The organism is Bartonella sp. AU15XJBT (assembly GCF_028618615.1).
Classification (GTDB): domain Bacteria; phylum Pseudomonadota; class Alphaproteobacteria; order Rhizobiales; family Rhizobiaceae; genus Bartonella.
On the sequence record NZ_JAQITG010000013.1, the window covers coordinates 1 to 14,099 of the forward strand.

Annotated in this window: 8 protein-coding genes and 2 pseudogenes; 4 read left to right on the forward strand and 6 right to left on the reverse strand. The window is 36.6% G+C overall.

Going from position 1 to position 14,099, the window contains the following annotated elements:
• From PVV57_RS06565 to PVV57_RS10530, 5 genes and pseudogenes are all read right to left on the reverse strand, one after another.
• Window positions 1-457: pseudogene (locus PVV57_RS06565) on the reverse strand (hemagglutinin repeat-containing protein); the annotation flags it as partial.
• A 941-nt stretch (window positions 458-1,398) separates the two neighbouring features.
• Window positions 1,399-2,775, reverse strand: a complete 1,377-nt coding sequence (locus PVV57_RS06570; protein ID WP_273717699.1) for an amino acid permease — start codon at window positions 2,773-2,775, stop codon at window positions 1,399-1,401.
• A gap of 454 nt (window positions 2,776-3,229) precedes the next feature.
• On the reverse strand, window positions 3,230-3,592 hold the full coding sequence (locus PVV57_RS06575; protein ID WP_273717700.1) for a hypothetical protein: 363 nt from the start codon (window positions 3,590-3,592) through the stop codon (window positions 3,230-3,232).
• Between the two features lie 419 nt (window positions 3,593-4,011).
• Complete coding sequence (gene hutH / locus PVV57_RS06580) at window positions 4,012-5,550, reverse strand: histidine ammonia-lyase (protein ID WP_273783702.1); 1,539 nt, start codon at window positions 5,548-5,550, stop codon at window positions 4,012-4,014.
• Window positions 5,551-6,570: 1,020 nt separating this feature from the next.
• Window positions 6,571-7,315: pseudogene (locus PVV57_RS10530) on the reverse strand (class I SAM-dependent methyltransferase); the annotation flags it as partial.
• Between the two features lie 403 nt (window positions 7,316-7,718).
• Between PVV57_RS10530 and PVV57_RS06590 the strand changes: the two are divergent.
• The 4 genes from PVV57_RS06590 to parE all read left to right on the forward strand — a co-directional run bounded on the left by PVV57_RS06590 (window position 7,719) and on the right by parE (window position 12,206).
• Window positions 7,719-8,345, forward strand: a complete 627-nt coding sequence (locus PVV57_RS06590; protein ID WP_273783704.1) for a LemA family protein — start codon at window positions 7,719-7,721, stop codon at window positions 8,343-8,345.
• A complete protein-coding gene (locus PVV57_RS06595; RefSeq protein ID WP_273717704.1) occupies window positions 8,345-9,196 on the forward strand; it encodes a YgcG family protein in 852 nt (283 codons plus the stop codon). The genes PVV57_RS06590 and PVV57_RS06595 overlap by 1 nt, the downstream gene beginning before the upstream one ends.
• A gap of 123 nt (window positions 9,197-9,319) precedes the next feature.
• Window positions 9,320-10,057, forward strand: a complete 738-nt coding sequence (lipB, locus tag PVV57_RS06600; protein WP_273717705.1) for a lipoyl(octanoyl) transferase LipB — start codon at window positions 9,320-9,322, stop codon at window positions 10,055-10,057.
• Window positions 10,058-10,139: 82 nt separating this feature from the next.
• A complete protein-coding gene (parE, locus tag PVV57_RS06605; protein ID WP_273717706.1) occupies window positions 10,140-12,206 on the forward strand; it encodes a DNA topoisomerase IV subunit B in 2,067 nt (688 codons plus the stop codon).
• Between the two features lie 17 nt (window positions 12,207-12,223).
• Here parE and recJ read toward each other — a convergent pair whose 3' ends face one another.
• Window positions 12,224-14,008: a single-stranded-DNA-specific exonuclease RecJ gene (gene recJ / locus PVV57_RS06610; RefSeq protein WP_273717707.1), complete on the reverse strand. Its 1,785-nt coding sequence runs from the start codon at window positions 14,006-14,008 to the stop codon at window positions 12,224-12,226.
• Between the last annotated feature and the right edge of the window lie 91 nt (window positions 14,009-14,099).

Below are 14,099 nucleotides of genomic sequence, written 5' to 3' on the forward strand. Positions count from 1 at the left end.
CCGAAACATTAATATTTTCCTCTGCGGTAAAGTCAGAACCTACCACGTTCACATCTTCTTTTTTGGCGGTGATGGTAATATTTTTACCATTGAGCGAAGAGCCTTGATGTTCAAAACTTTCTTCATTTTGCACCTTTCCCTCACTCCCAAATATCGAAACAAAACCCTTGCCTGATCCCACACCAAAACCTGTTTCATGGGTTTCTGAATGGCTCTCATGGTGATCTGTCATGCCATCAATCGTCACGCTTTGTCCTGCCACATTGATATCTTCATTGGCAATCATATGAGAAGCCGTGATTGTGGTCTCTTTGTCTGATTGCGTAATAATGTTGCTCGTCGCCCCAAGGATAGAGGAAACCGTTGTTGTATGGGATTCAGATGTATCGGAAGATTTTTCATGCAAAAAGCCACTTTTTGAGGATTGCTCTTGCTAGTCGTAGTGTTCTTGTACACCTGGTAATATTACATAATTTTGTACCTAAATACAGTTGCAAAAACGCATTTGGTCCTCTTCCACTTGTGATAAAAATTAGCCCTGTATCAATATTATTAACATTGTAACAAAAATCCGCGAAAAACAGTCAATGAAATATAACCTTATAAAAAGTAAGCCTGCTCCCTACTCTTTTGGTAGCAATAACAGGATCGTGAAAAAATGTTCACACGCTCATCGTTTTCTTAGATTGACTTTTCTATGAGATTTTATCGTGATACCTTACTGTTTCTTTATTAAAGCTTTTGCAAACACAATAATACAATCCCCCAATGCTTCTGTTATCTGCTATTTTCTAGCAGCGCCAATTCTCTTTGAAAAAATGATAATAAAAAAATCCTTCTCTTTCGCCCATAATAACTGCAATATCCTTTTAAAAGACGCAAAAGCCTCTAGCTCTTCTTTACAAGAAACTGCATAAAGAATTTCACCTTCGCTTCTAAAAGATCAGCGATTCCTTAAATAATAAAATTTAAAAACTCAATTTTAAAAAAACTTATAAAATAAATTATTGGCTCAGTTGAGTATCGATGAAAAAAACTAAATCAAACAATAAAGATAATTCTCAAAATAACTTTTCTTGTGAAACATAACTTCATTAATAAATTTAGAAAAAATATTTCTCTATACTATCTAGTAAAATATGTTCGTACTGTCAGGCATTTTAACAGGAGATACTTATATTGATGGCATGGCTATTAATGGCACAGCTCACCATCAAAAAATATCTGATATTTATATGATTGGGGCGTTATCATAAGCAATGGCTCACAAAAAACTCCAAAACAAAATGATAACGAATAGATTGTTTTCAATCTAAATTATTCCAATCTTTAGAGGATCATGATCAAATACCCGTTCTTCTGAAAACAACAGCTATTTCTTTTTAGTTGAATCTTTATTTACTGCAGTTTCTTTTGCTTAAAATTATAAAGTTTAAGGACATAGAAACAAATAACAAGCCAAGCAATCCAACTAATACCGACAATTAAAACTGGTCGTGTCTCATCGAAGAGCCATAAGAGAATAAAAATAAAAAACATAAATAAAATAGAAAAAATTGACCCTATCGGCCAAAAAGGAATAGGAAAGTTTAAACTATTCTGTGCTTCTTTAGGCATCTTAATTCGCATAAAAATTTGCGAAAGTAGAATCATCATCCAAACAAAAACCGTCGCAAATGTTGCCATTGCTGCAATAAGAAAAAAAAGTTTTTCATGATAAAAATAATTAAGGACAGCACCAAGGAGAAAAATAGCGAAGATCATCAAAATAACAAAAACTGGTATACCGTTTTTTGATAAATATTGAAACTTTTTCAAAGCATAACCTTCCTGTGATAAACCATGGATCATACGACAAGCACCATACATTCCACTATTCATTGCCGAAATAGCCGCTGTAACAACAACAATATTTAAAATATTTGCTGCATATGAAATCCCAAGATTTTCAAAAATGGATACAAAAGGACTATCCATAAGACCAATCTCATTCCAAGGATAAAGAGACATTAAAATAGCTAACGTCATGACATAAAAAAGCAAAATACGAACTGGAGTAGAATTAATTGCCTTTGAAATCGTTTGATGAGGGTTTTGAACTTCCATGACTGCCATGCCAATGATTTCTATGCCACCAAAAGCAAAAACAACAACACTAAAGCAAGCTAAAAAACCAAACCAGCCATTGGGAAAAATACCACCATTCTTCCATAAATTATGAACAGTAACAGTGGAAGAATCTGCACCTTCACCCCACCCCAAAAAAATAATTGCTACTCCTAAAATAATCATCGCAATGATCGCGATAACTTTAATAGAAGACAGCCAAAACTCTAGTTCACCATAGACTTCTACAGCAGCTAAATTAATACCTGTGATGATTAATGTAATACTCAGTGCCCATACCCAAGGAGCAACATCAGGATACCAAAACCCCATATAAGTCGCAAAAGCTGTAATATCAGCCAAACCAACAAGAATCATCTCAAATACATATGTCCAACCCGTTAAAAAACCTGCTAATGGCGATATGTAATTTGCCGCATAACGCGCAAAAGAACCAGGCAATGGATTATGCAGTATCATTTCTCCTAAAGCCCGCATAACCATAAAAATAGCTAAACCAGCAATACAATAGGCAATTAAAACACTAGGACCCGCAAGCTTAATTGCCTGTGCAGACCCATAAAAAAGACCTGTTCCAATAGCAGAGCCAAGAGCTAAAAAAATAACTTGGCGCTTACTCATCCCTCGTTTCAGTTCATTTATTGCCATTTCTTTCCTTCTTTATTGAAATGCTGACAAAATCCACACCACGATAACAGCTTTATGATAAATAAAGCCTCATGTTTTTTTTCACAAATATATTTCAAAAAACATCGAAGACCAGCCAGTCCAACACTTTGCTCTAAACAATGAAAAAATACTTTTATTGCGAATTATTCAGCTTTTATAGCCTGCAATTTCGTATTATTTTATTTAAATAAAGTGATAATGAATTTTTTTATAATTGTCATTTAATTCATTTCGTATTCTCTAGTTTTTTACAGAGAAAATTAGCCTTAATGTAGTATGAACACTTAAGGCTTCTATTTCAGTGCACCGAAATAAAAGCCTAAAAATTCATAACAGGCGCATTAACGATGCGTACAATTAATTTTTTTGTTACTTTAAACAAACTCTCTTTGGGTCTATAAAACAAACTTTTAACGCCAATTGAGTAGCTCAATCAGTGATAATACGAATCTCGCCAGTTTTCAAAAGTATGAGAAAGTGTATCTACAGCCCATCTTTTAAGGACTTCAACTGCTCTAACTACAAGCTTTCCAATGAAAAAAAAATATAGGGTAAAAATAGCATCTTTGACTGTTGGTCCGATGATAGCATTCTCCTTGCCTCTGGGAGTTTGTCCTGAGATAGCAATAAAACCTTTGTTTTTCGCCAAAACAAGAGGCTCTTTCTCTTGAGACACTATCACAATGAAAATTTCCTCTGGAAAACTATCTCTCCTAAAATTTGCATGAACCTCAAATATTTGCAAAAAACAAAAAAGAACTGTCATTAAAACGCATAATCTAGCACTTTTAAACATTTCTTTCTCCTTTTTTATTTAAAATACCAAAAATGAACTATAAAACTCATAAAGTATTAACAAATAAGAAGAATATATAGTAAAGTTTTTATTTTACTTAAAACAATTCCTATAATATAATTTGTACTTATAAAAATATAATATCACAATATATAATGCGGATATTATTTAACTTATATTAAAAATTCTGATAGAAATCAGAAAGTATGGGTTCTTCAATTTTATAGTTTCTATAAAATTATGATGATAAATTTAGAGCACTATAAAATATCTATTTGACTAAAAACAATAGATATATACAGTAAATAAATACATAATTTATTAAATAATTTAAATATAGTATCGATCTTCTATATTTTTATATGAAGGAAGTTTTAAAATTTCATATCTGCCCTTCAGCATTGGCCTTAAAACCAATATTATTGAAAACTTAATGAAGGAAAAACTATTTCTGGTAAAACAGATAATAAGTGCCCTTCACGTACAAGTATATGGACTTGATGAAGATCTGGAGCCAGATAGCGATCTTCCTTAAGAGAAGCAATATTTTTGCGTAAACGTTCCATAACAGATCGCAAAAGAGTACTTGTTTTTAAAGGTGCACGATATTCAATTCCTTGTGCTGCAATAAGCGTTTCAATGCCAATAAGTGTAAAAAGGTTTTCGCTCATTACCAATAACCGACGAGCACCATGGCAAGCCATTGAAACATGATCTTCTTGATTAGCTGAAGTTGGTGTTGAATCAACGGAAGCAGGATGAGCCATTTGCTTATTTTCAGACATTAAAGCTGCTGCTGTTACTTCAGCGATCATAAAACCTGAATTAAGACCTGCATTGTGCGCTAAAAAAGCTGGAAGACCATAAGAAACTGCTGGATCAACCATAAGGGCAATACGCCGTTGAGAAATAGATCCTATTTCACACAAAGCAAGAGCAATCTGATCAGCAGCAAACGCGACAGGCTCAGCATGAAAATTCCCACCTGATACAACTTCACCATTCCTTAAAATCAACGGATTATCTGTAACAGCATTTGCTTCAATAACCAGTGTTTTTGCTGCTGCTAGCAAAATATCAAAACATGCCCCCATAACCTGTGGCTGGCAACGTATACAATAAGGATCTTGAACACGCTCATCACCCCGTAAATGTGCGGCACGAATTTCTGAATCCTCTACAAGCTTTTCTAATGTTTTCGATACGGCAATCTGCCCATAATGGCCTCGCAAAATATGGATATCAGGATGAAATGGCGCCGTTGATCCCATGGTAGCATCTGTCGTTAAAGCCCCAGCCAACAATCCACCACACAATGCCCGATAAGCTCGAAAAAGTCCGGCAAGTGCAAGTGCTGTTGATGTTTGAGTCCCATTAATAAGGGCTAGACCTTCCTTTGCTTCTAAAATAATAGGGGATAACCCTGCTTTCTCTAAAGCAAGTGCTCCACTCATACGAATATTTTGAAAAAACGCTTCTCCTTCTCCCATCATAACAGCCGCCATATGAGCAAGTGGAGCAAGATCACCTGAAGCGCCAACAGATCCTTTTTCTGGGATGACAGGAATAACACCCTTTTCAAGCATATTTTCCAGCAAATTTACCAACTCTAAACGAACCCCAGACGCCCCTCTTCCTAAAGAGATAAGCTTTAAGCTCATCATCAAACGCACAATATTTTCAGCGAGAGGATCTCCTACCCCACAACAATGGGACAAAATAAGATTTCTCTGTAAAATAGTGACTTTGTCCGCATCAATTCTAATGGAAGCCAACTTCCCAAAACCAGTATTAATACCGTACACAGGCTCACTTCCAGCAACAATTTCAGCAATGCGCTGCGCTCCTTTCTCGATAGCTAAATGCGTGTCATGATGAAGCTTACTGATTTCACCATTAAAATAAATAGCTTCAAGTTCGCTAAGTGTTACCTTACCCGGTTTTAGTATAATCGTCATAATTTTCTTTCTTTTTTAATTAAAGAGTAATTCTTAGCATTATTGATCCTTCTATAAAACAAAAAAGATATAATTACTCTTTAAACGAAAATGCTTTTTTAAAAGCCATTCCTTAGAATAAAGGTATTGCCAAAAAATAGAATGGTTAACGACAAATGAAAATGAGATATTGACAAACACAACAAAGGCTGTGAATTTTAAATAATAGATAGTAAATCAATATATAATGACAATCTAGCGTTACGCATATTGAATGAGAGAGCGAATGTCTTAAGATTCTCTCATTCCAAATCTATTTATGTTAAATCAATCAAAATCATGTTTCTTGCAGAACACAAGCGAGATTGGCGTGGGGAGTGAAACTGTACAAGAAAAGACTAAAAATGCCTCTTATGAACCGTATCAAGGGCTGTCGCGACATTGGGAGATGGCAAAGTGTGTGATGATGCAGGCTAGCTTTTTTTATTAAACGTAAAGATGAGGGGACTTCATGAATTTATCGCAAAATTATTCCTACTAAACTTATGAAAACTTAGATAGATAGCTGTCACAATCTATCATGATTGCAAAAATTAAACCTTCTCTTGAAGATAGAGCAGTATTTTCAACGAAACTTGAAAATTAAAAAAACTTATTCAAAACATCAATATAGACGAGAAAATTCTGATTATGATAATTTTTATACTTTTTCCTGTCAAAATCTATTTTAACAAAACTTTAATAGTAAAAAATAATTATAAAAACAAAAAATCCCCCTCTTCCTACTTAGTGTAAAACCTACTGCCAAATTATAGTAAAGATACTTTTCCTTAAATGCCATAATGCAGTTCATAAGTTTTCTGTTGAGAACTCTCACATGTGAAGTAGACAGTAAAGATCAGATGTACTGAGGCAGCCGTTAAGTGCAAAAAAACTGTTTTTCCCCTCAAAATGAGCCTTAATAATGCGCGAATTTCCTGAACAAAGCCTACTCTGATGCGCTAAACGGTAAAAAAGCATCATCGATATCAGATTATTTGTATACATATAAAGCTCCAAACTTCCTTGCTCTTCATATTTTTTACCAATGCAACCAATTTCGGCAAATATTCTTCCCTACAGCGCACAATAGCGCGTTGAGCTTGCGTTAAAGAGCAGCTCATTCCAATAAAAGATTCAGACGGGATTGTCATTATTCAGTTATGTGTATGAAAAGAAATATTTTCTGTTTTTTTCCAAAACCATCACTCATTTCCTGTAAAAAATCAAAATTACGATAATAACGGAAATAGTTCGAACGGATCTTCTCTAACAATGCCTCATAAACGTCTAGAAATTCGCTATGCTTGAAATCACGATTATTTTGAACAACCGCCATAACACCATTGGCTCGAAATTGATCTGAAGCAACGCCAAAGCAACTTAGGGCGGATCCATCCGCTAAAACGCCTGTGCCACAGCAACAAGATAGACCTCGCCAATTTGAAGCAATAAGTCTTCAGCTTGACTTTGATACCACTGTACCGTAGAAAATTTTCTTCACCCCTTCTTAATCATATCTACCGATATATTGATAGCATGAGATTGGTGCTCATTCCCTAAAAGTTTAACAATCCCCTCTCATGTAATGCCTGGTCCCAGCACCTACATCCACGATCGACAAATGTTTTTTGTTCTTAAAAGGAAGAAACATGGTCTTCAATAAGGCGAGAGGGTAGCAAGAACGATCATAATCACCCGCTAATCCGTCAAACTTTTCACTTTGCGGTTGAACGTTTTGCAACATAGGATTTTCCCCTTTCTTCACAATTGTTGATATCCATAATTTAAAAGCCTTTTTATTCAATAGGTTAAGCATAACTTCTAAAGGAGGAAAAAGGAAAACTTCCTCTCCTTTCTATAAGCTTGATGCCTATATTCTTCTCTTCCTCAATTGTTATCTGCTACATTCTAAAACAAAAAAATACTACGAAAATAATATAATCTTCTGTAAAAATAATTGATATGAATATTATTGATCTTTCACAAGATGACATCTATATTTTTATATCAACACATCACTTAAGCGTGCTAAAAGTGCAGAGAGATATCAATTTATTGATAAGGGTATCTGTTTATAAAATTCGAAATACTTTCCACCAAGAAGATAAACCCTATATAATATATAAAATATCTGTGGAGACATCTTTATGTTAAATGTACAAACTTCTTCAATGTTTAAAATATTAAAACAATTTTCAATCATTATTTTTTTGGCAGGATTAATTCCACTTTTAAGTGGCTGCGGATTTAATACCATACCAACAACTGAAGAAAAAGCACACGCAGCATGGAGTGAAGTGCTCAATCAATATCAACGCCGTACAGATCTCATCCCCAATCTTGTAGAAACAGTTAAAGCTTACGCAGCCCATGAACAAAACGTTTTCACAAATGTCATTGAAGCACGTGCCAAAGCAACACAAGTCAACATTAATGCAGATATGTTGAATAATCCGGAAGTTATGCAGCAATATCTCAAAAATCAAGCAAATTTATCAAGTGCACTTTCGCGGCTTATGGCAGTTGTCGAAAACTATCCGGATCTTAAAGCAAACCAGAACTTTCTTGCCCTTCAATCACAACTAGAAGGAACTGAAAACCGTATCTCCGTTGCGCGCCGCGATTATATCGAAACAGTCCGTGCCTACAATACTGCGCTCAAAACAATGCCGACAATGATTTGGGCAAAATTATGGTTTCGTGATGCTAAACCTATGCCAACTTTTACCATTGATACGGATAGCCAACAAACACCAAAGGTTAATTTTAATTAATGAAATCATTTCAACACGCTATACAACGTCGTTTTTTTCTACGTTTATGGGTTCCTTTGAGCATTCTATGCTTGATCATTGCATTGGGGAATGTCACTTACGCACACACTAAATTTCCTCCCTTAACCGGCTATATCAATGATATGGCTCATTTACTTGATCTTGCAACAAAGAGAAATTTAACGGAAAAGCTCGCTACACTCGAAGAGAAAACGGGAGATCAAATTGTTCTTATAACACTCCCTACTCTTTCGGGCAATGATATAGAGACATACAGCAATTCTCTTTTTCGCACATGGAAGTTAGGTCAAAAACAGATCAATAACGGCGTATTAATCGTCATTGCACCCAATGAACGTGAAGCACGTATTGAAGTAGGTTACGGTCTGGAGGGAGAACTAACAGATGCCATTTCCTCTGTCATCATGAATAGCTTCATGATTCCTAATTTTCGTGAAGGAAATTATCAAAAAGGAATTGTCGAATCGGTTCATGCAATTATCAAAGTGATCACACAAAGCGATGCTGATTTTTCTTTTCGAATCAATCAAAAGGCTAAAGCTGTTGAAGAACAACGTAAACAAGCTGCAAAAGAAGAAATGATTATAAATACAATCCTGTTTTTCATTCTCTTTATAGCAGTTGGTTTGCCCATTTTGGCTGTGATTTTTGGTCAGAAAGTAGGTCCACGAAAGTATCTTTGGATGGGTATTATTTTCACACCTTGGTTTTTAAACTTAAATACGAGCGGTAGAGCCTCTGGTGGAATCTTTGGTGGACATTCAGGAGGAGGAGGATTTAGAGGTGGTGGTGGATCATCAGGTGGTGGTGGTGCAACAGGAAGATGGTAAAACGAGCATAACGCGTTTTTTAAATAAAATTCATTGCAATTCTCATAAAGTATCTCTTAATCTTATGCTTTTGTTATTTTTCTGATTACAATACAAACTCAAACATTAAGATAAATATTGCCAATGACATTTGAATTAAAACATAGGGATCGTAGTCACTTATCACATCATTTTAATGCTATTCTAGGAAATCCACCCGTTGAATGGAAAATAAGTGATCATTTGGTTGAGTATCCTGAAGCGCTGCGTTATATGCAAGAGCGTGTGGAAAAAATTCTTGCAAAAACTGCCCATGAACAAGTTTGGCTTCTTGAACACCCTTCCCTTTATACAGCAGGTACAAGTGCAGATAAAAAAGATCTTTTAGCTCCTCATTTATTCCCTGTTTATGAAGCAGGACGTGGGGGCGAGTTTACATATCACGGTCCAGGACAGCGTATTGCTTATATTATGCTTGATCTTAAACGTCGAAAACAAGACATTCGTGCTTTCATTAGTGCATTAGAAGAATGGATCATACAGATGCTTGCAAGCTTTAATATTAAAGGCGAACGTAGAGAAGATCGCGTTGGTGTCTGGGTTAAACAGTCTCATTGCCCATCAAAACAACATGATCTTTCTTCCGAAGATAAAATTGCGGCGATTGGCATTCGAGTGCGCAAATGGATAAGTTTTCATGGCGTTTCTATCAATGTTAATCCTAATTTATCTCATTATTCAGGAATTGTGCCTTGTGGAATTACAAACCACGGTGTCACAAGCTTTCTTGATCTAGGGTGCCCTGTAACAATGCATGATATTGATATTGCACTCAAACACGCTTTTGAACAAATTTTTGGTCCAACAATTGATGTTTCCTAAGTGCATTGATTTTTAAATAAAAAACAGGCATAAAATTTATTTTAATGAATATTTTATTTTATGAGGTATATAGTTAAACGCTATGAGCGATAACAACAAGGATCTTTTTAGTGTTTTAAATAAAGCCCAATCTCGGGTAAATACAAAAGAAAGCACTCTGCAATCTCCAACGAAATCAAAAGGGATGATTTCAAAAAAAAGTGCAAAAAATACGCAAGAAGACGACTATAATGCCCTCTCTATTCGAGTGCTTGAGGGTTTAGAGCCTGTACGTTTACGCCCTGGAATGTATATTGGTGGAACAGACAGTAAAGCACTTCATCATTTATTTGCCGAAATTATTGATAATGCGATGGATGAAGCTGTTGCTGGTTATGCAGACTCCATTGAAGTGTCATTAGATAGGAACGGTTATATAACCGTTACAGATAATGGACGCGGTATTCCTGTCGAAAATCATCCTCAAATGCCTGACAAATCTACCCTTGAAGTTATTATGACACAACTTCACTCAGGAGGAAAATTTGATGGAAAAGCTTATCAAACTGCGGGCGGACTTCATGGGGTAGGAATTTCTGTCGTCAATGCTCTTTCTGATGATATGGAAGTTGAAGTTGCACGAGAACGAAAACTTTACCGCCAACGTTTCTCACGCGGTATTCCTCAATCTGAATTGGAAGATTTGGGGGATGTTTATAATCGCCGTGGTACGCGCGTTCGTTTTCATCCTGATCATGAAATTTTTGGTGAAAAAGCAGCTTTTGATCCAGAAAAAATCTATAAAATGGCGTGCTCAAAAGCCTATCTTTTTGGCGGCGTAAAAATTCGCTGGACTTGTGATCCCGTCATACTTGAAGGCGTTAAAAATATTCCTGAAAAAGCTGTTTTTCATTTTCCCAATGGGCTTAAAGACTATTTACTTGCGTCACTAAAAGATGAATATCGCGTAACGTCAGAAATTTTTTCTGGTAAAACACAACAAAATAATGGTCATGGCTGTGTTGAATGGGCCATCGCTTGGCATGGTGGTGATTCTTGTGTGCAATCTTACTGTAATACTATTCCTACAGGAGAAGGTGGAACACACGAAATAGGATTACGTCAAGCTCTTTTACGTGGATTGAAATCCTACGCTGAGTTAATAGGCAACAAGCGCGCAGCAATCATTACATCTGATGATATTATGATTTCAACAGCCGCAATACTTTCTGTCTTTATCAGCAACCCTGAATTTGTTGGACAAACAAAAGATCGATTAGCAACCATTGAAGCACAGCGTATTGTTGAGAGTGCAATCCGCGATCCTTTTGATCATTGGTTGGCAAACTCCCCTCAAGAAGCAACAAAACTTCTCGATTGGGTTATTGAACGTGCTGAAGAACGTGTTAAACGACGCCAAGATAGAGAAATAAGTCGAAAAACTGCTGTCCGTAAATTACGTCTGCCCGGTAAACTTGCAGATTGTAGCCAAAACCATGCTGCGGGTGCTGAATTATTCATTGTTGAAGGGGATTCCGCAGGAGGATCAGCCAAACAAGCGAGAAATAGAGCAAACCAAGCAATTTTACCTCTTCGTGGCAAAATCCTCAATGTCGCCAGTGCTGCACATGAAAAAATGAACTCAAGCCAAACAATTAGCGATCTTATCCTTGCTCTTGGATGTGGAACACGCTCTAAATATCGTGAAAAAGATCTCAGATATGAACGGATTATCATCATGACAGATGCAGATGTTGATGGTGCTCATATTGCCTCACTGCTCATTACCTTCTTTTTTCAAGAAATGCCTGACCTTATTCATCAAGGACATTTATATCTCGCCGTCCCTCCCCTTTATAGAATATCGCAAGGAGGAAAAGTTGCTTATGCACGCGATGACATCCATAAGGATGAATTGCTCAAAACTGAATTTACGGGAAAAGCTAAAATTGAAATCGGGCGTTTTAAAGGGCTGGGTGAGATGCGCGCGGAACAACTTAAAGAAACAACGATGCATCCTCAAAAACGTACATTGCTTCGTGTTTCTATTGATGCCGTGGAAATTCAAGAAACGAAAAAGACTGTAGAAAGTCTCATGGGAACAAAACCAGAAGCACGATTTCGTTTTATACAAGAAAACTCTACTTTTGCTTCTAATTTAGACATCTAATGTAAAAAATATCTCTTTTAAATCACTGCAGCAGCGTCAATCACGCGCAGTTGCGGATTGATCGTTCCATTCCAATAATTCAAACTAAGATGACCCGCTAAATGAATCATTTCACCAATATTTCTCGACAGAAAATCACCAAGCGCTGTCCCTACAGCACGAAAAGCTATTCCTTGCAGTTTTTTGCCTTCCCCATTAGATACAATGAGACGAAGATGTCCTTTTCCAACTTCAGATAGGTTCACCAATCGATGAGAGGGAAGAACAAAAACAGGTGTCGCATTCCCTGTCCCAAAAGGCCCCGCCTTTTCAAGCAACTCAAAGAGTGCTTGATTGACACCAGAAGCAGAAAGAGAACCATCTATACGAAGAGATTTTTTTGCATGTAATTGTGAAACCATGACAGAAACTTTTTCTTCTAGCCATTTTCGAAAAGTTTCAATTTTTGTCGATTGAATTGTAATTCCTGCTGCCATACTATGCCCCCCTCCTTTTTCTAATAAATTGAGGGTAACAGCTTCACGAACGAGTGCTCCTAAATCTATGCCATGAATTGAGCGTCCTGACCCTACGCCATTTCCATCTTCTTTCAAAGCGATAGCAAAAACAGGACAAAAAAAACGCTCTTTAAGGCGGGAAGCAAGAATACCAATAATTCCCGGATGCCATTCTTGATGAGAAATGACAAGTGACAATGGTGTTTCTTGATCTTGATAAAGAGAAGCAATATAAGATTCCGCCTGTGCTAATTGAATGTTCTCCATTTCTTGGCGTTCTTGATTAAGCTGATCTAATTGTTCTGCTATTCTGTCCGCTTCATCTTTATTCTCACAACTAAGCAAACGCGCTCCCAAAGCTTGGTCGCCAATGCGCCCTCCTGCATTAATTCTAGGACCTAATAAAAAACCTAAATGAAAACTATTAAGTGGCTCCCCTATCCGTGCAACCTTTGTTAAAGCTGCTATCCCTGGATTATGCATAGAACGAGCAACTTGAAGCCCTTTTGCCACAAAAGCACGGTTAACACCCTGTAATGGAACAACATCACATATGGTTGCCAATGCAACAAGATCAAGCATACTAAGAAGATCAGGCAGCTTCCTTTCAAATTGCTTTTTCCGCAGCAAATGATGAACCCAAGCTAATGTAATAAAGACAACACCTGCTGCACATAAATGGCCTTGTTTAGAAAAATCATCAGGGCGATTAGGATTGACAAGAGCAACAGCTTCTTGATGAACCTCTGACATTTGATGATGATCTAAAATCACAACATCAGCCCCCGCAAGCCTCGCCGCTTTTACAGCATCTGGACTATTTGCGCCACAATCAACCGTGATAATTAAACGGGCACCTTCTTGCACGAGCATTCTCATTGCTTGTTCATTCGGCCCATAGCCTTCAACAATACGATCGGGAATATAAATTTTGACTTCAATCCCCAAATAGCGAAAAAAACGCGCTATAAGTGCTGATGCACAAGCACCGTCAACATCATAATCACCAAAAACAGCAACCTGTTCTTGATTGAGAAGAGCCTTAACAATACGCTCTGCTGCACATTGCATATCTTTAAAACTTTCTGGATCCGGCATAAGCGTTCGCAATGTTGGATTAATAAAAGCAACAGCTTCAGTTTCATCCACATCTCTTGCTGAAAGGACTCGCGCTAACTGATCTGGAAAACCAAACTTTTGAGAAATAGCACGCGCATTATTTATCCCTTGAACATCAAGAGCATCTAACCAAGCTTGACCACAAGCAGAAGATTCAACATTGAGAAAATAACGAGACAGCTGCATTGCCGCTTATTTTATAATGGCGATTAATAAAATACAATCATGCGTTAAAGATAAAATAGCCTTTTGCAACATTCATTTTAAATTTAAATTA